20 protein-coding genes are annotated in these 18,714 nt (G+C 34.9%); 11 read left to right on the forward strand and 9 right to left on the reverse strand.

Annotation, left to right across the window (positions count from 1 at the left end; genetic code table 11):
* The first annotated feature begins 85 nt into the window (after positions 1-85).
* The 3 genes from ispG to P6N22_RS06105 are packed head-to-tail and all read left to right on the forward strand — an operon-like array spanning position 86 to position 3,879.
* A complete protein-coding gene (gene ispG / locus P6N22_RS06095) occupies positions 86-1,144 on the forward strand; it encodes a flavodoxin-dependent (E)-4-hydroxy-3-methylbut-2-enyl-diphosphate synthase (RefSeq protein ID WP_280331167.1) in 1,059 nt (352 codons plus the stop codon).
* Positions 1,144-2,598 carry a replicative DNA helicase gene (locus tag P6N22_RS06100; RefSeq protein WP_280331169.1) on the forward strand — a complete coding sequence of 485 codons (1,455 nt, stop codon included), beginning with the start codon at positions 1,144-1,146 and terminating at the stop codon, positions 2,596-2,598. Before ispG ends, P6N22_RS06100 begins: the two co-directional genes overlap by 1 nt.
* Positions 2,599-2,601: 3 nt before the next feature.
* Positions 2,602-3,879, forward strand: a complete 1,278-nt coding sequence (locus P6N22_RS06105; RefSeq protein ID WP_280331171.1) for a ComEC/Rec2 family competence protein — start codon at positions 2,602-2,604, stop codon at positions 3,877-3,879.
* Here P6N22_RS06105 and P6N22_RS06110 read toward each other — a convergent pair.
* From P6N22_RS06110 to P6N22_RS06120, 3 genes are read right to left on the reverse strand one after another with little or no spacing between them, the layout of a single operon-like run.
* Positions 3,814-4,650 carry a YihY family inner membrane protein gene (locus tag P6N22_RS06110; protein ID WP_280331173.1) on the reverse strand — a complete coding sequence of 279 codons (837 nt, stop codon included), beginning with the start codon at positions 4,648-4,650 and terminating at the stop codon, positions 3,814-3,816. The two genes, P6N22_RS06105 and P6N22_RS06110, sit on opposite strands and share 66 nt — an antisense overlap.
* A gap of 2 nt (positions 4,651-4,652) precedes the next feature.
* Positions 4,653-6,038 (reverse strand): FAD-linked oxidase C-terminal domain-containing protein, encoded by a 1,386-nt coding sequence (locus P6N22_RS06115; RefSeq protein WP_280331175.1) that lies wholly within the window; start codon positions 6,036-6,038, stop codon positions 4,653-4,655.
* A complete protein-coding gene (locus P6N22_RS06120) occupies positions 6,039-6,839 on the reverse strand; it encodes a plasminogen-binding N-terminal domain-containing protein (protein ID WP_280331177.1) in 801 nt (266 codons plus the stop codon).
* Positions 6,840-6,941: 102 nt separating this feature from the next.
* Here P6N22_RS06120 and P6N22_RS06125 point away from each other — a divergent pair, with 102 nt between their 5' ends.
* The gene (locus tag P6N22_RS06125; RefSeq protein ID WP_280331178.1) at positions 6,942-8,150 is read left to right on the forward strand and encodes a peptidoglycan DD-metalloendopeptidase family protein; all 1,209 of its coding nucleotides are present in this window, start codon (positions 6,942-6,944) and stop codon (positions 8,148-8,150) included.
* Positions 8,134-8,700 carry an NUDIX hydrolase gene (locus P6N22_RS06130; protein WP_280331180.1) on the forward strand — a complete coding sequence of 189 codons (567 nt, stop codon included), beginning with the start codon at positions 8,134-8,136 and terminating at the stop codon, positions 8,698-8,700. The genes P6N22_RS06125 and P6N22_RS06130 overlap by 17 nt, the downstream gene beginning before the upstream one ends.
* Here P6N22_RS06130 and P6N22_RS06135 read toward each other — a convergent pair.
* The 3 genes from P6N22_RS06135 to P6N22_RS06145 all read right to left on the reverse strand — a co-directional run bounded on the left by P6N22_RS06135 (position 8,684) and on the right by P6N22_RS06145 (position 11,656).
* Positions 8,684-10,525 (reverse strand): primosomal protein N', encoded by a 1,842-nt coding sequence (locus tag P6N22_RS06135; protein ID WP_280331182.1) that lies wholly within the window; start codon positions 10,523-10,525, stop codon positions 8,684-8,686. The two genes, P6N22_RS06130 and P6N22_RS06135, sit on opposite strands and share 17 nt — an antisense overlap.
* Before the next feature lie 7 nt (positions 10,526-10,532).
* Positions 10,533-11,009, reverse strand: coding sequence for a type II secretion system protein (locus tag P6N22_RS06140; RefSeq protein ID WP_280331184.1), 477 nt, complete (start codon positions 11,007-11,009; stop codon positions 10,533-10,535).
* Between the two features lie 149 nt (positions 11,010-11,158).
* The gene (locus P6N22_RS06145) at positions 11,159-11,656 is read right to left on the reverse strand and encodes a prepilin-type N-terminal cleavage/methylation domain-containing protein (RefSeq protein WP_280331186.1); all 498 of its coding nucleotides are present in this window, start codon (positions 11,654-11,656) and stop codon (positions 11,159-11,161) included.
* A 192-nt stretch (positions 11,657-11,848) separates the two neighbouring features.
* Between P6N22_RS06145 and flgB the strand changes: the two genes are divergently transcribed.
* From flgB to P6N22_RS06165, 4 genes are read left to right on the forward strand one after another with little or no spacing between them, the layout of a single operon-like run.
* Complete coding sequence (gene flgB, locus P6N22_RS06150) at positions 11,849-12,280, forward strand: flagellar basal body rod protein FlgB (RefSeq protein WP_280331188.1); 432 nt, start codon at positions 11,849-11,851, stop codon at positions 12,278-12,280.
* 11 nt (positions 12,281-12,291) lie between these two features.
* On the forward strand, positions 12,292-12,786 hold the full coding sequence (flgC, locus tag P6N22_RS06155; RefSeq protein WP_280331190.1) for a flagellar basal body rod protein FlgC: 495 nt from the start codon (positions 12,292-12,294) through the stop codon (positions 12,784-12,786).
* Between the two features lie 15 nt (positions 12,787-12,801).
* A complete protein-coding gene (fliE, locus tag P6N22_RS06160; RefSeq protein WP_280331191.1) occupies positions 12,802-13,110 on the forward strand; it encodes a flagellar hook-basal body complex protein FliE in 309 nt (102 codons plus the stop codon).
* Positions 13,111-13,128: 18 nt separating this feature from the next.
* Positions 13,129-14,889, forward strand: a complete 1,761-nt coding sequence (locus P6N22_RS06165) for a penicillin-binding protein 2 (RefSeq protein ID WP_280331193.1) — start codon at positions 13,129-13,131, stop codon at positions 14,887-14,889.
* Here the strand turns inward: P6N22_RS06165 and panC are convergent.
* On the reverse strand, positions 14,866-15,687 hold the full coding sequence (panC, locus tag P6N22_RS06170) for a pantoate--beta-alanine ligase (RefSeq protein ID WP_280331195.1): 822 nt from the start codon (positions 15,685-15,687) through the stop codon (positions 14,866-14,868). The two genes, P6N22_RS06165 and panC, sit on opposite strands and share 24 nt — an antisense overlap.
* A gap of 68 nt (positions 15,688-15,755) precedes the next feature.
* Here panC and prfB point away from each other — a divergent pair, with 68 nt between their 5' ends.
* The gene (prfB, locus tag P6N22_RS06175) at positions 15,756-16,856 is read left to right on the forward strand and encodes a peptide chain release factor 2 (protein ID WP_280331197.1); all 1,101 of its coding nucleotides are present in this window, start codon (positions 15,756-15,758) and stop codon (positions 16,854-16,856) included.
* 1 nt (position 16,857) lies between these two features.
* Here prfB and P6N22_RS06180 read toward each other — a convergent pair whose 3' ends face one another.
* Positions 16,858-17,196: a hypothetical protein gene (locus P6N22_RS06180; RefSeq protein ID WP_280331199.1), complete on the reverse strand. Its 339-nt coding sequence runs from the start codon at positions 17,194-17,196 to the stop codon at positions 16,858-16,860.
* A gap of 48 nt (positions 17,197-17,244) precedes the next feature.
* Between P6N22_RS06180 and P6N22_RS06185 the strand changes: the two genes are divergently transcribed.
* Positions 17,245-17,958, forward strand: a complete 714-nt coding sequence (locus P6N22_RS06185; protein WP_280331201.1) for an arginyltransferase — start codon at positions 17,245-17,247, stop codon at positions 17,956-17,958.
* Between the two features lie 3 nt (positions 17,959-17,961).
* On the opposite strand, the gene P6N22_RS06190 is transcribed toward P6N22_RS06185, so the two are convergent.
* The gene (locus P6N22_RS06190; RefSeq protein ID WP_280331220.1) at positions 17,962-18,633 is read right to left on the reverse strand and encodes a hypothetical protein; all 672 of its coding nucleotides are present in this window, start codon (positions 18,631-18,633) and stop codon (positions 17,962-17,964) included.
* Positions 18,634-18,714 lie beyond the last annotated feature (81 nt).

The following is an 18,714-nucleotide window of genomic DNA, read 5'->3' on the forward strand; positions in this document are numbered from 1 at the left end:
CTCTTTTAGCCCATAGTATATGGGCTAAAAATATGACTCAAAAAATTAACCCCATTTTTATATCAAACTAGTTAAAATCTCTTCTATGATTCAAAGATATCCAACAAAGAAAATATATGTCGGTGATGTTGCTGTAGGTGGGGATGCACCTATTTCCGTGCAGTCAATGACATACTCAGATACACATAATGTTGCTGCAACTGTTGAGCAAATCAATCGTCTCCATTTTGCAGGATGTGATATTGTCCGTGTTGCAGTACCGGATATGGAAGATGCACTCGCACTTAAAAGTATTAAAGAGCAGATCTCTCTTCCGCTTGTTGCAGATATTCACTTCAACCATAAACTAGCCCTCATTGCGGCCGAATCAGTTGACTGCATACGTATTAATCCTGGAAATATCGGCTCTAAAGAAAAAGTTGCCGAAGTTGTAAAGGCATGTCAGGAACGTAATCTTCCAATTAGAATTGGTGTCAATGCAGGAAGTTTGGAAAAAGAGTTTGATAACAAATACGGTCAAACTGCCGAGGCTATGGTGGCAAGTGCAGAATACAACATCAAATACCTCGAAGATCTCGGTTTTACAGATATTAAAGTCTCGCTCAAAGCAAGTGATGTACAAAGAACTGTAGAGGCATACAGAATGCTTCGCCCTAAAAATAATTATCCATTCCATTTAGGAGTGACAGAAGCGGGTACTCTCTTTCATGCGACTGTAAAAAGCTCGATTGGACTTGGTGCACTCATTTTAGACGGTATCGGTGATACTCTAAGAGTCTCTATTACTGGTGAGCTTGAAGAAGAGATCAATGTAGGGCGTGCGATCTTAAAAGACAGCGGTGCTATGCCAGACGGGCTCAATATCATCTCATGTCCAACTTGTGGACGCATCGAAGCAGATTTGGTCAGTGCGGTGAGCGAAATCGAAAAAAGAACGGCTCACATTAAAACACCGCTCAATGTAAGTGTAATGGGCTGTGTCGTAAATGCCATCGGTGAAGCAGCACATGCAGATGTTGCAATTGCATACGGTAAAGGGAAAGGTCTTGTAATGGTAAAAGGTGAAGTTGTAGCTAACCTTGATGAAAAAGAGCTTGTTGACAAGTTTGTAGATGAAGTTGAAAAAATGGCAGGTGATAAATAATGCAAGACAATCTCTATAATCTCGCTTTTGAGAGAAGTATTTTAAGTTCAATTATTTTTGAACCTTCACAGTTTGACGATTTAAGTGTTATGTTAAAAGTAGATGATTTCTATCTGCCTGCGCATCAAGACATCTTTAAAGCGATTGTGACACTTTTTCAAAACGATCTTCCAATCGATGAAGAGTTCATAAAAAAAGAACTCAATAAAATGAAAAAATTTGATGAGCAGGTACTTTTAGAAATTCTTGCCGCAAATCCGATCTCAAATACAAAAGCTTATGTTGACGAAGTAAAAGACAAATCTCTCAAACGCCACCTTTTAACTCTAACTACAGAGATTAAACGTGTAACAGTTGAAGAGGAACTGCCTTCTGCAGATGTAGTTGACATCGTAGAGAAAAAACTTTACGAGATCACGCAAGACAATCAAACAAGTGACTTCCTTGATTCTCCTACAATGACATTCCAAACAATGGAATACATCAAAGAGATGAAAGCACGCGGGAACTCTGTACTTGTAGGTGTGGACACTGGTTTTAAAGACCTTAACAAAATGACGACAGGTTTTGGTAAAGGGGATCTTGTTATTGTTGCCGCTCGTCCGGCGATGGGGAAAACATCATTTATTTTAAATACGGTTCACAATCTTATCATGCAGGATAAGGGTGTAGCATTTTTCTCATTAGAGATGCCGGCTGAACAGTTAATGCTTAGAATGCTTTCTATTCAAACTTCGATTCCACTGCAAAAACTGCGTGTCGGTGATATGAGTGATGAGCAATGGAGTCAATTAAACGGGGCGATTGATCAAATGAACAATGCGAAGCTTTTTGTAGATGATACCGGTAGTGTAAACATTAATCAACTTCGTTCCAAACTAAGAAAATTAAAAGCACAACATCCAGAAATCGAAATGGCAGTTATCGATTACCTCCAAATTATGCAAGGGATCGGAAATCAAGATCGTCACCTACAGGTTTCGGATATCTCTCGTGGACTAAAAATGCTTGCTCGTGAACTCGGTATTCCTATCGTAGCTCTTTCACAGCTAAACCGTGGACTAGAATCTCGTAACGATAAACGCCCTATGCTGAGCGATATTCGTGAATCTGGTTCAATCGAACAGGATGCCGATATTATCCTCTTTGTCTACCGTGATGATGTTTATCTCTACAAAGAGGAAAAAGAGCGTGAGAAAGCTGCTAAAGCTGATGGAAAAGAGTTTGTTTCTACTTATGTCGAAAAAGAGGAAGAGGAAGCTGAAATTATTATCGGAAAACAAAGAAATGGTCCAACAGGACATGTAAAACTAGTTTTTCAGAAAAAGCTTACCCGCTTTATCGATCAACCGAGTTTTGCTCAAGCTACAGAATTTGTCTATGAAAATGTCGATACAAAATCGGCAAAAATGGATATCGGTGCACCCGATACCATAGAGATGCCGACACTCTAAATTATGATTGAGAGAGTAGAACTTTTTCAAACGAAAAAAGATCTATTCTTACTCTTTACCCTTTTTCTAACACTCCTTAGTTTCTCCCTTTCTTATGAATATTACAAATATTATCAATTAACTAAATTTGACTCTGCTTTAATCAAGGCAAAAGTTCAAAAACAATACCTTAAAACAAAAATTACTAAAACAGGAAAAGAAAAAACCTATCAACTCCTCCAATTAAAATCCTTTGACGGTTTTACATTTTACACAACTGCTAAAAAAAATTTTCAAGATGTAAAAGGAGAAGAATTAGAACTTGAAATCTTTATTGATAATCTTAGCTTTTATCAATACATGAAAAGTTTCTTCGCTTTTAGTAGAATTCTGCAAGTCACTACAACAAACAGTAATAAAGAAGACTTAAAATCTTTGATTGCAATACAGCATCAAAATAAGATATATTCTGAGATCTATGAAGCTTTGTATCTAGCAACACCTCTTCCAAAAGAGTTACAAACAACTTTTTCAAATTTAGGCTTAAGCCATTTAATTGCTATTAGCGGATTTCATTTGGGTATTATCTCTGCTTTACTCTTTTTCTTACTCAAATACCCTTACAAATTTTTTCAAAACAACTATTTTCCTTATAGAAACCATACACGGGACATCTTCATAATAATTTCATTTGTATTACTTTTCTATACCCTCTTCTTGGATACACCACCATCATTGCTTCGTGCTTATGTCATGCTTGTTATCGGCTTTTTGTTATATGATCGGGGAATTAAAATAATATCTATGCAAACACTATTTCTGACTGTTTTACTAATAATAGCTGTTTTTCCAAGATTATTCTTTAGTATAGGATTTTGGCTTAGTGTAGCAGGCGTAGGATATATTTTTCTTTTTCTTATCTATTTTCAAGAGTATAAAAAGCTTTGGCAATTTCTTTTATTACCTCTATTTGTATATTTAATGATGCTTCCTTACTCTTTAACAATTTTTGGAAATTTTTCTTTTCTCCATCCACTTTCAATAATCTATACGATGCTTTTTACAGTTTTTTATCCACTGACATTGCTATTACATGTATTTGGATTTGGAGGGGTATTTGATCCACTTTTAGAAGCTCTTATGGCAACGGGTAGTGAAGGTGTCAAGATTTTACTTGATATAAAAATATTAGAAGTGTTTATTATTATTTCATTGGGAAGTATTTTGAATAGATATCTATTCTTTACTCTCAATCTCTTCGCTTTTTTTATTTTTATATATGCCATCAATAATGTGACATAGTTTTAAACCGTATAAGAAGATGATCCAAGAGACATATATCCATAAAAACAAAAACATTACAATTGCAAATGAGCCGTACATTGTCGTGTATGATTTATTTAAAAAGACATAATAGATAAAGCCGTTTTTACTGAAACTAAAAATAATGGAGACAATGAAAGAACTAATTGCCGAAGCTTTTGGATCAACTTTCGCATTTGGTCCGATTTGGAAAATTAAAAAGAAGAGTCCCCAGATAATGATGTACGGTATAAGCGGTAAAATATTCAACCCTGATGTTAGTGTATTTTCTGCCATCAATGTAGCAATCTTACCCGTTATATAAAACGATATACCAAGACCTATCGGAGTAAGTGTCATCATTGTCCAATAGGTTGTAATTGACTCCCAAAGTCCTCTTGCCTGTGCATGAAAGATTCTGTTTGCAATATACTCGAAATTTTTAAAAAATAAAAGTGATGCTACAAGTACTGCAGCTAAACTCATAATTCCCATTTTTGCAGAATTTGCTAAAAAACCATCTATCTTTTCGATAATAATTTCAGATTGTACAGGTACAAGATTGGAAAATATAAACCCTTTAATGCTTTCATAATGCTCTTGAAAGCTAGGCAATGATGTCAGTAATGACATCATGATAATTAGTAGTGGAATAATTGTAAAAATCGTATAAAAGCTCAGTGACGCAGCAAAAAGTGTTAGCTCTTTATCTACAAACGATAAAACAAAAAGTCTCACTTGTTTGTAAAGTTCAAGAGCATTTAACTTCATGACTAATTCAGCCCCATTTTTGCAGGATTTAAGATGTTGTTTGGATCAAATGCCTGTTTAATTGATTTAAACAGTGCCATCTCTTCAGGAGTAAATGCCATTGACATATATGGTGCTTTTGCAAGACCTATACCATGTTCACCCGAAAGAGTTCCACCAAGATCAACAGTTGCCTGGAAAACCTCTTCGATCGCCTGATACGCAATTTTCACCTGCTCAGGATCACTGCCGTCAACCATAACGTTTGTATGTACATTACCGTCTCCTGTGTGACCGAAACACGGAATATTTACATTGTATTTATCGGCAATCGCATAGAATTTTTCTAAAAGCTCTGGCAATACTGCACGAGGTACAGTTACATCTTCGTTTAATTTTTTACTTCCATAAACACTCAGTGCAGGAGAAGCATTACGACGAGCGAACCATAAATCAGCTGCTTCTTTTGCATCTTTTGCAATCTTAAATTCACTACAACCGTTTTCTTTAAAAACTTTTTCAATCTGCCCTAGTTGAAAATTAAGGTCATCTTCCAAATTCCCGTCAACGTCAGTTACTAAAAGTGCTCCGGCATCAATAGGAAGCCCTTTGTTAAATGTTTGCTCAACTGCACGAATTGTCAAGTTATCTAAAAACTCCATTGCTACTGGTGTTACACCGCTAGCCATTGTCTTATATACTGCATTCATAGCTTCCGTTACACTTGGAAATATACCCATTGCAGTTTTTGTCATTTTCGGTTTTGGAATCAGCTTTAACGTAATCTCTGTAAGAACTGCCAAAGTACCCTCACTTGCGATCAAAATTCCACTTATGTTGTAGCCTGCTACATCCTTAATCGTTCTTTTTCCCGCTTTAATAATATCACCGTTAGGAAGTACGGCACGAGTAGCCATTACGTAATCTTTTGTGATCCCGTATTTTGCAGCACGCATACCGCCTGCATTTTCACTTACATTTCCACCGATTGTAGAATAGTCCTGACTTGCAGGATCCGGTGGATAAAATAAACCAACCTCTTCTACGGCACGTTGTAAGTCCATATTTACAACACCCGGTTGAACAACTGCGACCATGTTTTTCATATCGATCTCCAGGATCTTGTTCATATGTTTTTCCATGGCAAGAACGATCCCGCCGTTACTTGGGAGTGCACCGCCAGTAAAACCGCTTCCGGCTCCGCGAGGTACAATGATAATTTTATGTTCGTTACAATATTTCAAAATATCACTAACATCTTGTTCGTTACGTGGGAAGATAACCGCATCCGGTTCAAAGTGTTCACGTGTAGCATCATAAGAATATGCAATTAAATGTGCTTTATCGCTATATACATTGTCGTCACCAACAAGTTTTGCAAAATGTTGTATATGTGTTTTATCTAACATTTACTCTCCAATTTCAAATTGATCTACTAAAGAGCTAACCTCTTCATTTTTACTGTTTTTTACTATATTGTATAAAACTTTATTGTGTTTGTTATTTTCAACCAATAACTCGTAATAGTGAGGTTCATAACTTTCCATTTCACTACTTCCTTCTCCAAACCAAGACGCATCAATTTTTTCCATTCTTGAATAAAAAGGAAGCTTTACACTATCTTGTATTAAAGGAGTGTCACTTATAGCTAAAATTTTAAAGCTTTTCATATCTACAGTATACAGTTTTTTTTCTAAGTAAATAAATACGAGTCCTGTGGCTGTAGAACTAGAAAATGCTCCAAAATCTTCTTTTAAAGGCGTCGGATGTCCGTTAATAGAGAGTAAAGTAGCAAAAATATCTGGATGTATCCATTGAGTCTCAACTGATTTTGATACTTGATAATATACCTCTTCATTAGGCGCTATTAAAAGTGAACGTGAGTAGCTTGTTGCAAGTTCTACACTATCACCCACAGTAACTTTCCATTTTCCGCTCGGTAGTGCATTATTTTGTAAGAGTTCAAACTCTTTCATTTTAATCATAGCAGTGTGAGTGTTTACATCAAAACTTTCTACAACACAGCTTTTTAAAATACTACTGTGTTCAGGGCTTATATGATGTACTACATAACCACTCATGCCCACATCAATTTTGTCTATATTAATTTTTGCTGTTTCATTTTCAGTATCAAGTTCTATAATCTTTGAACTTACCGGACTTGCAAATAAACTTAATTGTGCTAAAAATAATAAAAATATATATCTCATTTATCTTCTCGTATTTAATATAATTGAGATTATATCAAATAAAACTCATACTAAGCCAAAATTTGATAATCTCTCACAATTATTTATTATAGGTTTAGCTTTATGATACGATTTTTCATATTTTTTTTATTGATACTCTTTATACCAAATACTCTATCAGCTTCTCATGTAGAGCGTTACAGATGGCTTAACGGTGAGACATATTTAGTCTTTTTAGAAAAACACAACCTCCCTGTTAGAGAACTTTACTACAACTTAGACAAGGATGATCAACGTCTCACTGAAGAGATGAGAACAGGTGTTCATTACCAAATTTTACGTAATAACAACAATGAAATTCTGCAAATACTTTTACCCCTTAATGACGAGCTTCAAATCCACCTTTATAAAACTGCCAAGGGATATGAATTTGAAGCAATTCCAATTATTAGCACAACAAAGAAAGAGGTTTTGTATACACAAATTGAATCTTCACCGAATTATGCAATACTCAAAAAAACCGGCAGCAGAAAAGTAGCTGGTGTATTTGTTGCAGCATTCAAGCATTCACTAAACTTTAAAAATGATATTCGAAAAGGGGATGAACTGGTTATGCTTTATTCTCAAAAGTATAGACTCGGTCAACCTTTTTCAATGCCGACTTTAGAAGCTGCGATGATTGAAATGGGCTCAAAAAAGCACTATATTTATCTCAACAGTGATGATAGATATTATGATGAAAATGCTCATGAAGTTGAAGGTTTTTTACTTGCACGCCCCGTAAGAGGTGCAAGAGTATCATCTTACTTTACAAAAAGAAGATTTCACCCTGTTTTGCATAAATGGAAAGCCCACTTAGGAATTGACTATGCTGCCCGCAGGGGTACTCCTGTAGTAGCAGCAGGAAGCGGTATGATTATCTATGCTGCAAGGTTAGGAACCTATGGAAACCTTGTCAAAATTCGACATAATGACGGCTATGAAACAAGATATGCCCATCTTAAATCATTCCGCCGCGGCATCTACAGAGGAAAATATGTTAAAAAAGGTCAAACTATAGGTTATGTAGGAACAACAGGACGTTCAACTGGTCCTCACCTTCATTTTGAACTACGTAAACGTGGTGTAGCGATCAACCCTTTAAGAGTCGTTCAAGTTACAACTAAAAAACTCCAAGGGAAAGAAAAAACAGCATTTTTACAACTTAAAAAGAACTATAATCAAAGCATAGATTTACATCTGAAAAACAAAACACAGTATGTTAAAGCACCTCGCTTTGAAGATATGTCTTATATCTATATGATGGATGACGATTATGGGCAAAATAACTAAAATTTCTCCACTTAAAGATCCAAAGTTTATTAAACCTATCGAGATCCAATACACTCAGAGTAATCAAGCTAAAAAATGGGAAGCGATTATTTCACATAATTCTGTTTCTATCCTTTTATGGCATAAAGATGAAGATGCTTTTGTTATTGTAAAACAACTACGTCCTCCTGTTTTAAATGTTAATGAAGATGGATATATGCATGAGCTCTGCGCCGGGATAGTAGATAAAAATACTTCACTTGTTCAGATCGCAAAAGAGGAAGTCTTAGAGGAATGTGGTTATAACATACCGACTCAAAATTTACAATATATTACAAGTTTTTTTACATCAGTCGGTATCTCAGGAGCGAAGCAAACTCTCTATTACGGTGAGATAGATGAAACTATGAAAGAGCATGATGGTGGTGGTATTCACGATGAAGAGATCGAAGTTATTTTTCTAAAGATATCTCAAGCAAAAGAGTTTATGTTTAATGAAAAATTTCAGAAAACTCCCGGAATGATGATGGCATTTTATTGGTTTTTCGAAAATATCAAGAAAAATCAATAGGGTCCATATCGACCTCGGCCAATGAGTTTTTACAAGACTTAACAGCTTTAATCAAATCAACTGCTTTATCTGCCCTGAGTAAAATCTCAAATCTGTATTTATTTGCTACTTTTTCAATAGCACATTTTTTTGCACCTACTATCTCAATAGTGTCAAATTTTTTGAGACACTCTTCCATCTCTCTCATTTTTTCTTGAGCTTTTAAACCGTTTTTGTCTGCAAATAACACACGACAAAGTTTCTTATATGGAGGGTATAGTCCTTCTCGAAATATCTTTTCGAACTCTAAAAATTCTTCATAGTTTTCTATATAGGCTTTAAAAAACTCTTCATTGTATGTCTGAATCAACACTTTTGCATCACTCGCTCTACCGCTTCTTCCTGCAACTTGAATAAGTGAAGAAAGAGCTTTTTCACGTGCACGATAATCTGCCATATTGAGCATATTATCCATCCCTAAAACAACTGCCAGCTCTACATCATGATAATCATGTCCTTTGCTTAGCATCTGCGTGCCCACCAAGATATCAATCTCTTTATCATTAAATCTTTTCAATGCTTGTTTTAACTTGTTCGCAGTAGTGATTGTGTCTCTGTCAAACTGTTCTACTTTTACATCTTGGATCTCTTCTGTGATCTCTTTTACAGCCTCTGCTGTACCTATGCGTGAACTTGACAAATGATCGCTTCCACACTCAGGACATATCTTTGGTATAGGCTGCATATAGTTACAGTAGTGGCATTTTATAGCATTTGATTTTTGATGGATACTCATCCCTACGCTACAATATGGACATTTGTATGTAGCACCGCAATCTTTACAAACTAGATATTTAAAGTTTGCCCTTGTAGGTAAAAAAACTATTGACTGTTTTTTCTGTCCTAGTGTATTTTTTAAATGATGAAATACTAGAGGTGTTAAGCTTTCCTCTTTAGCTTCATAAATAAACTCTTTACTTGTTTGGTAATGCCCGCCTTTAAGTCTATAATGCGGAAATTTTGCATAAGAAGTCAGTGACGGTGTTGCACTTCCTAGTACAACAGGAATCTCGTAAAGTTTTCCCATATAAATTGCAAGATCACGTGCATTATACCGAGGACGTGCAGAGGATTTATAACTCTCGTCATGCTCTTCATCTACTACAATCAAACCTAAATTCTCTATCGGCAAAAACAAAGATGATCTAGCCCCTGCAATAATATTTGCAGTTCCGTCATGTAGTTTTTCCAAAGCTTCTTTCTTTTGCTTAGGAGTTAGTTTTGAATGCCACATAATAAAATGCTCACCAAAATGCTCCTCTAAACGTTTCCCCATTTGAGGAGTTAGTGAGATCTCAGGCATAAGAAAAACAGCACGTTTATTTTGAGCTAGTATTTCCTCAAAATACTTCATATATATTTCTGTTTTGCCGCTTCCTGTATCACCGAATAATAAAGACACTTTATTATTTTGTAAAAATTCTAATGCCTTCATTTGCTTTTGTGAAAGTGTTATTTTCGAAGAATATTCTAAATCGCTATTGACAATTTTTTGTGTTTCTTTAAAAGAGAGCATAAGTGCAAAAGCTTCACCTAAAGAACAGATATAGTATCCCGCTATGAAATTAGCCAGTTCATACTGTTTTTGAGAATAATATTCATCTGTAGTTTCATTGATTTCAAGTGTTTTGAATTCTGGTTTTTCTACCTCTTCAACAATAACACCATATTTGTCTTTATTGTTTAAAGTGACTAAAACTTTTTTGTATAGAGAGATATTTTCTTGTGAGTGATATGTAAGAGGCTCTAAAACAGAGCCTATTATGGAGATTTTATAATATTTCAATTGCTAATTAGTAGATCATTCGTGCACAATATTTTTCTGCTTGTGTAGCTTCAGTCCCAGGATTACATGTAAAAGTTCCTGCTTTATATAGTGTAGCACCTACAGTTGTATCCACTTGATAATAGTTAAATACTACATTCACATTATCGATATTATAATTATACGTAGATGTTGTTGCAGTTGTTGCTACTAAATGCCATTTTCCAGGTGCTGTAGAATCTTGTTTTGAATAAGTCAATACTCCACCAAAGACTCCAGTTCCAGCATTTAAATTTGCAGGAGTTATATACGTACTATCCCCTTTAATAATTCTTTTTTGTCTTTCAGCTAAAATAGCTGAACGGACAGCTGAGACATCTGCTTTCCCACTAGCAACCATTGCTTGTACAGCTGTTTGACCAAATTTTGGTAAGGCTACACCTGCTAAAATACCTAAAACAACAATAACAAATATTAATTCTATAATTGTAAATCCATTTCTCATAATTTTTTCCTTACATTATTTAACGATGGAAGAATCTCTAATTAGTTGATTAGTAATAAAAGTTTTTTATTGATTCTAAAAAGGGAAGCTTGGTTTTCAGTGTGTATTATTCCTAAGCCATAGGTGCTTAGGAATAATTCTGTATTTTGTTATTTAACAATTACCGTATTGGCTGCATCTGTTAAAACAAAATGAGGTGCAGCAGTCATAGAACCGTCCATACAACGGATAGTATATACAACACCACCTACAGTTGCTGTACCAGCTGCAGCCCATGCAAGAAGCTCTGCATCTGTATAATCATTAGCTGCAGGTAAAGCAAAAGCTGTACAAGCAAGAGGTAAACCAGCAGTTAAACCTGTAGCTAAGTTTGTAGCAGCTGTGTCACCAACTTCCGGTGTAGCGATTTGACTTTGTAACTCTGCATATGTTAAACCGTTAATAGCACCATTATTACCATCAGACACAGCTCCTGACCATAATGCAGGTGCAACTGTACGATTTAGCGTTCCTACATAAGATTTTAACTTACCTAAGTTAGCTTGTTCTGCAACACCTAAGAATTTCGGTAATGCAACCGCTGAAAGAATACCTAAAATAACGATAACGAAGATCAATTCGATCATTGTAAAACCAGCTCTTTTCATAAAGAACTCCTTTAAATTAAAAATTGGGATTACTCTTGTAACCTTAGAACTAATTATGAGCCCATAGAACTTAAACATTGCTTAATATCTGTTTTTTCAATAAAATCCTATTACTATTTAATGACTTTTATCACATTTGCAAATATTGGAATAAAAAATGCTTGTAATAAGAAAATTATTAAGAGGTTTATTATGAGTATAGAGATATCAAAAACGAATGTACTGATAAAAAAAGCACTTGATTATCGTGCTGCACGTCAAGATATGATTGCTTCAAACATAGCAAATGCTGATACTCCTTATTATAAACCTCGTGATATCAGTTTTGAAGATGCACTCAAAGCTAAAAAAGCTGAACTTTATCAACAAGATCAAAATCAACTGCAAATGGCAACTACAGATACAAAACATATGAAACCGGCACAAGAACACAGTTCATTAAAACCGACACTTTTTTATAGAGACGGTCATATGGCAAGAAATGACGGTAACAGTGTAGATATTGATGTAGAAACAACAGAGATGAGTAAAAACTCTATTATGTTTAATGCTTTAATTCAGGCAGACAAAAAAGATGGTGCAATATTCAAGTCTGTAATTGATGCATCTCAGAAACTATCATAAAGGTTTAAATAATGAGTAATTTTTTAAATAGCTTTGACATCAGCGGATACGGTTTATCTGCGCAACGTGTACGTGTGAATACAATTTCTTCAAATATTGCCAATGCGCAAACAACACGTACAGATGAGGGTGGTCCTTACCGTCGTAAAGAGGTTGTATTTAAAGCTATCAACTTTAATGATTACTATAACAAAGCTTTAGGTGAACAGACACAAAGTGCATCATACGAAGATCCTCTTAATGAAGGTCAATTTGGAAAAAAGGTAAATCCTGCTATAATGAGTGTTATAGTTGATAAGATTGCAAGGGATGATTCAAAACCTCAGCTAAAATATGAGCCGAATCATCCGGATGCTGATGCAAATGGATATGTTGCATATCCAAATATTAATCCCGTTGTAGAAATGGCCGATTTAGTTGAAGCAACACGTTCTTATCAGGCAAATGTGGCTGCATTTGAAAGTGCAAAAGAGATGGCAAACAGTGCAATATCACTGTTACAATAAAGGAAGTGGTAAAAAATGGCTAACAATTTAAACGGTATTTCAAATATTTCCACTGCTGATCTATTAGGTCAAAATGCAAAAGCAACTTCTAGTAATGCACAAACAAACGAGTTTGCAAAACATTTAAAAGATGCTCTGAACGAAGCAAATGAGATACAACAAGACAAAGAAGAAGCTATTGCAGATCTTGCTACAGGGCAAGTAAAAGATCTTCATCAAGCAGCCATGGCTATCGGCAAAGCAGAAACAAGTATGAAATTAATGTTAGAGATCAGAAATAAAGCACTAAGTGCATATAAAGAGATCAGCAGAACACAACTCTAGTAGTAGCTTCAGTTTTCAATGGTCAGCAGAAACAAAAGCAAAAAAATACTCCTCTTATATGGAATTATTTTTATCGGTTTTTTAGTATTTTTAGCCGTAATGCTGTTTACTGTCCTTGATCCTCGACACCTTCCCTCAAAATTCACTGTTGATAGTTCTAAGGCTTCTAGAGGAAATATCATAAGTGCTGATGGTTTCCATATTGCATCTACGAAAAAACTTTTTAAAGCTGTAGTCAATACCCGTTATATAGATCCGCAGAAAAAAGATCTCTTTGTACAACTTTTTTCAATCTATTCTGGAATGGATAAAAAAGAGATCTTATCTAAAATCAATTCCAATAAAGGGGTTGTTGTTTTAAGTTACAACATCCCTCAGATTCAGGCACATTACTTAAAAAAACTGGCAAGTGAACTAAGACGTTTTAAAGTTTTCATGTCTCTTAAAAACCCTAGAACAGGTTTGCTCTCAGTACATGGCCTTAATGTCATAGAAAGTGGTGAAAGTAGAGAATACAACTATGGAAAGCTTCTTACTCCTATTATTGGTTATCCCCATAAACTTGAAGATGACGGATATACTTTCGTAAAAGGTGTCAAAGGTTTAGAAAAACGTTTTGATGATGAACTCTCTGCAAGACAGGACAGTTTTTCAAGAGGCAAACGTGATGTAAATAGTTATATCATTTTAAATAAACAAAGTTTTACTAAACCCAAAATTAATGGTCTGGACATCAAGATCACAATTCCAGTAGCACTACAGATAAGATTTGAAAGAATGTTGGACAAAATGAAAGAGCAGCTTGAAGCAAAACAGATCATGTTAGCTCTTATGGATTCTACAGACGGTGATGTGTTAGCAATGGCAAGTTCAAACCGATATCTCCCTAAGGAGATCAAAAAAAGCGACTACCCTTCACTTAACAGCGGTATGATAGAGTACAGCTTCGAACCTGGAAGTGTTCTAAAGCCTGTTACCTTCTCATTACTCTTAGAAAAAAAACTAGTAAACCCTTATGACCTTGTAAATGGTCACAATGGACGCTTTAAAATGGGTAGAAAAGTAATTACCGACGAACATAAATTTGACTGGTTAAGTGCCGAAAATGTAATTGTTCACTCTTCTAATATCGGTATTGCCCAACTGGCACAGAAGCTCTCCGGTTTTGAATTTAATGACGGTTTAAAAAGATTTGGTTTTTCCAAACGCTCTACACCAGATATGATATATGAGAAAACAGGTTCAATTCCAAGTGCAAAACGTTTGGAAAATCAGATCTATAAAGCAACCTGTTCTTACGGTTACGGTATTCGTGCAAATCTTATGCAGCTCCTTCGTGCGTATTCAGCATTTAACAACAACGGGAAAATGGTCTACCCTAAATTAGTACACTCTTTTATCAATGAATACAATCAAGAAAACGTAGTACCCTATGAAAATGGTGTAGAAGCTATTACAAGTACAACTGCACAAAGAATGAAAGATATTTTAATTAAAACTGTAGAGCATGGAACAGGACAAAAAACAATTACAGAAGGTTTAATAATCGGTGGGAAAACAGGGACTGCCCATATTGTTGAAGACGGCAAGTATGTAAATAAATACAACACATCATTTATAGGTTTGGTCAATGATCAAAAGCATAAATATACTATGGGTGTAGTTGTAATACAGCCAAAAAGAAGTCAGTTTGCTTCACAAACTGCCGTCCCTGTATTTAAAGCAGCAGTAGATATTATGGTTGAAGAAGGGTATCTACAACCAAATATTATCCAATAACCTTGTAGTTCCCGCTACTGCTTCAACTAAAATAATTGTATTACCGACTTCTACGTCATTTATAGGTTTAAATTCACGATTTACTATCTCTACATAGCCTATTTCAAGCGGTTCTAAAATTTTGAGCATCTCTTCTTTAATAGTTTGAACATCAAACTCTTTTTTTGAGATCATTTTTGAAGCTGCATAGAGTGATGCAGATATTTTCAATGCTTCTTTTCTTTGCTCAGATGTTAAATAGATATTACGACTGCTTCTTGCAAGACCATCAGCTTCTCTTACAGTGTTTATAGGAACTATCTCTACATCCATATAATAATGTCTCACCATCAATTGGATAAGATTGAGCTGTTGGGCATCTTTTTTTCCAAAATACGCACGCGTGGGATTGACAATATTTAAAAGCTTCATCACTATGCGAAGAACTCCCGAAAAATGTCCGGGGCGAGTAGCACCTTCTAAAACGTAACCTCTTACTTCGGGAGCTTCTATTTTCACTTCATCTTCAAAGTAGATATTCTCTTTGGTCGGGAAAAAAATCACATCTACCCCGGCAAGTTCACAAATTTTCTTATCTGCTTCATCACGGCGAGGATACTTGTCTAGGTCTTCCCCTTTTAAAAACTGTGTAGGATTTACAAAGATAGAAACGACAACTAGTTCATTCTCTTTTCTTGCATTTTTTATAAGCTCGATATGCCCTTCATGAAGTGCTCCCATAGTAGGTACATATCCAATTGTTTTATTCTGCTCTTTGAGATAAGCTTTTAACTCTTGCGGCTCAGAAATAATCTTCATTTTAAGTCCCAATATAATATAATCGCAATTATATACTAATTTGCATCATATATAGAAATGGAATAATCATGGATAATTACGAATACACTGAACTTCTAAAAAATATTAAAATAAAAATGGAAAATATTACAGGTGTTGTTGAACCCGATAAAATAGAAGCACGATTAAATGAGATCGAAGAATTAGAAAACAATCCTGATTTCTGGAACGATGCTGCTAATGCTGCAAAAATTCAAAAAGAAAAAACACAGCTACAAAGAAAATTAGATAAGTATGAAATCGCGCACTCTGCTGTTGAGGATGCGGCTGAACTTTATGAGATGGCAAAAGAGGAAAACGATGAAGATTCAATTGAAGCTCTCTTTGAAGATGCACCAAGCTTAGAAGAGCAAATCCGTTCAATGGAGATCGAAGTATTACTCAGCGGAGAAAGTGATGCTTCAAATGCAATTCTTTCTATTCATCCAGGTGCCGGTGGGACTGAGTCTCAAGATTGGGCAAGTATTCTGCTTCGTATGTATAAACGTTGGGCTGAAAGACACGACTTTAAAGTTGAAGTGTTAGATTATCAAGCGGGTGAGGAAGCGGGAATTAAAGATGTCTCTATCCTCATCAAAGGGGAAAATGCTTACGGCTATCTCAAAGTGGAAAACGGTATCCACAGACTTGTACGTATCTCGCCGTTTGATTCTAATGCCAAAAGACACACCTCTTTTAGTTCCGTTATGGTCTCTCCTGAGATTGATGACGATATCGATATCGTGATTGAAGATAAAGATATTAGAATCGATACGTATCGTGCAAGTGGAGCAGGTGGACAACACGTTAATAAAACGGAATCTGCTATCCGTATCACACATATCGCGACTGGTGTTGTTGTACAATGTCAAAATGACAGATCGCAGCATAAAAACAAAGCTACAGCTATGAAAATGTTAAAGTCTAGGCTTTATGAACTGGAACTTGAAGAGCAAAAAGCAAAAGAAGCAGGAATAGAAAAAAGTGAAATTGGATGGGGACATCAAATTCGCTCTTACGTTATGCAGCCATACCAACAAGTAAAAGATACAAGAAGTAATGAAGCATATACTAATGTTCCTGCTATTCTAGACGGTGATATCGATAAGATGATTGAAGGGGTATTGATTGCCATGAATAAAGAGAAGTAATTTATTCCTCCTCTTTATCACCTTTCTTTAAAAAGCTATATCCTAAAAATCCTGCACCGAACACCATCACCATAATCATTAACATTCTTATCTGTTTTTTCTGTGTTTCTATCATTGCTTCAGATATCTGCGAATGATTAGCAGATTGTTTTGAAGATGATGCTGATGAACTAGTACCGCTTACTGCAGCTTCCATACGTGCCAAATTCGCTGCAGCTCTTTCATTTTCAGTCATAGCTTTTTGCGGTGCCGCCCAGAAAAAAAGAGCTAAACCTAATACAAGTAAAAAGGCACCTAAGCTTCTAAAAATAACTGTTTGATGTTTTAAAAAAAATTCCATTCACAACCTTTTGTTTTGAATAAAGCAAAATTATGTCAAAATTCACTTATGAACTTACTTAAAGAATTTTTACTAGAAGATAAATGCTCTTATTTAGATAACAAAGAACAAACAACTCACTATAAAGTAATAGACAAATGTTCTGCTAATGCTTGTCAAGAACTTATAGAACGCGGTTATAGACGCTTTGGAAAAATGTATTTTAGACCTATATGTGCCGAGTGTCATGAGTGTCAAAGTATAAAAATAGACGTAGATAATTTTATGTTCTCGAAATCTGCTCGTAGAGTACTGAAAAAATCCAAAGATATCTCTATCGTACTCCAACACCCTACAATGACAAAAACACACTTAGAGCTTTTTGACAAATATCATAAATATATGAATGAAAAAAAAGGATGGGAATATCACGCAACATCTCCAGATCATTATTTTAACTCCTTTGTTAGCGGCTATGAAGATTTTGGTTATGAAGTTCTTTATTTTTTTCAAGACAAGTTAATTGGAGTAGATCTTATAGATATTTTGGCTGACGGCATCTCTTCAATCTATTTTTATTACGATCCAGATTTTGCATCATACTCATTGGGAAGACTCTCTTTATATAAACAAATAGAGTTTGCAAAGCGTTATAAGAAAAAATGGATATATTTGGGTTATTATGTAGAAGGATGTCCCTCTTTAAACTACAAGGCTGAATATACGCCTTATCTTACATTAAATGGAAGACCGAGTGAATATGAGGATTTTGACTGGTTCTAAAAACTATCTAGTTTTTAAAAGCTCCTCTTTTTGCTCTTGACGCAACTGTTTTTTCTTATCCTCAAGTTCTTTTTGCAGTTTTTGTTCTAATGCTTCTTGTTCTCTTTTATCTTTTTCTCTAATTCTTTTAATCTTTTCTAACTCGCGTTCTTGTTTAGATTTAGTTTTTCTAAGTTCAGCCTCTTTTCTTACTTTTAAAGCTGCATCTTCTTCTAAAATATTTTCTATTACACCTGATGCGTTAATATCTTCTTGATGTATAAAATAATAATCGATAATCTCTTGTTTATTCTCTTCAACATCTATTAAACCGCTATTAATAAGTTGTGAAAACAGTTTTGAATTCTCATTTTTTAAAGAACCTTCATACATTCTTTTTGATTCTCTTAAAAAAAAGTCATTTTCTTTCGATAGTGCTCTTAATGTAGTTAAGTACTCTTTTTTATCGATGCTCTTATCGCCCTGCTCTATTTTAAAACCTTCTTTTTTTGCGTTATTAACTTTTTGAACATACTGATTGATTTTGTCATCATAAATATTAAACTCATCAATCTCATGTAATTTTTCAATCTTATCTGCATTATTATAGATAACATCTCCCAAAGCAGCATATACGATTGGATTTTTCGCAAATATTATAGTAGTAAATAAATAAAGTAAAATTAGTTTCTGCATAGAATCACCTATTGATTTTTTACACTATTATAGCAGATTTTCGATTTATAAAAAGGGGAAAAAGGAATGGAGTAAACCTCC

The organism is Sulfurimonas sp. C5 (assembly GCF_029872055.1).
GTDB lineage: Bacteria > Campylobacterota > Campylobacteria > Campylobacterales > Sulfurimonadaceae > Sulfurimonas.

Excerpts from the sequence above, each read along its gene's own strand:
- ispG (WP_280331167.1), top strand. The coding sequence starts at position 86 with ATGATTCAAAGATATCCAACAAAGAAAATATATGTCGGTGATGTTGCT.
- P6N22_RS06100 (WP_280331169.1), top strand. The coding sequence starts at position 1,144 with ATGCAAGACAATCTCTATAATCTCGCTTTTGAGAGAAGTATTTTAAGT.
- P6N22_RS06105 (WP_280331171.1), top strand. The coding sequence starts at position 2,602 with ATGATTGAGAGAGTAGAACTTTTTCAAACGAAAAAAGATCTATTCTTA.
- P6N22_RS06110 (WP_280331173.1), bottom strand. The coding sequence starts at position 4,650 with ATGAAGTTAAATGCTCTTGAACTTTACAAACAAGTGAGACTTTTTGTT.
- P6N22_RS06115 (WP_280331175.1), bottom strand. The coding sequence starts at position 6,038 with ATGTTAGATAAAACACATATACAACATTTTGCAAAACTTGTTGGTGAC.
- P6N22_RS06120 (WP_280331177.1), bottom strand. The coding sequence starts at position 6,839 with ATGAGATATATATTTTTATTATTTTTAGCACAATTAAGTTTATTTGCA.
- P6N22_RS06125 (WP_280331178.1), top strand. The coding sequence starts at position 6,942 with ATGATACGATTTTTCATATTTTTTTTATTGATACTCTTTATACCAAAT.
- P6N22_RS06130 (WP_280331180.1), top strand. The coding sequence starts at position 8,134 with ATGGGCAAAATAACTAAAATTTCTCCACTTAAAGATCCAAAGTTTATT.
- P6N22_RS06140 (WP_280331184.1), bottom strand. The coding sequence starts at position 11,009 with ATGAGAAATGGATTTACAATTATAGAATTAATATTTGTTATTGTTGTT.
- P6N22_RS06145 (WP_280331186.1), bottom strand. The coding sequence starts at position 11,656 with ATGAAAAGAGCTGGTTTTACAATGATCGAATTGATCTTCGTTATCGTT.
- flgB (WP_280331188.1), top strand. The coding sequence starts at position 11,849 with ATGAGTATAGAGATATCAAAAACGAATGTACTGATAAAAAAAGCACTT.
- flgC (WP_280331190.1), top strand. The coding sequence starts at position 12,292 with ATGAGTAATTTTTTAAATAGCTTTGACATCAGCGGATACGGTTTATCT.
- fliE (WP_280331191.1), top strand. The coding sequence starts at position 12,802 with ATGGCTAACAATTTAAACGGTATTTCAAATATTTCCACTGCTGATCTA.
- P6N22_RS06165 (WP_280331193.1), top strand. The coding sequence starts at position 13,129 with ATGGTCAGCAGAAACAAAAGCAAAAAAATACTCCTCTTATATGGAATT.
- panC (WP_280331195.1), bottom strand. The coding sequence starts at position 15,687 with ATGAAGATTATTTCTGAGCCGCAAGAGTTAAAAGCTTATCTCAAAGAG.
- prfB (WP_280331197.1), top strand. The coding sequence starts at position 15,756 with ATGGATAATTACGAATACACTGAACTTCTAAAAAATATTAAAATAAAA.
- P6N22_RS06180 (WP_280331199.1), bottom strand. The coding sequence starts at position 17,196 with ATGGAATTTTTTTTAAAACATCAAACAGTTATTTTTAGAAGCTTAGGT.
- P6N22_RS06185 (WP_280331201.1), top strand. The coding sequence starts at position 17,245 with ATGAACTTACTTAAAGAATTTTTACTAGAAGATAAATGCTCTTATTTA.
- P6N22_RS06190 (WP_280331220.1), bottom strand. The coding sequence starts at position 18,633 with ATGCAGAAACTAATTTTACTTTATTTATTTACTACTATAATATTTGCG.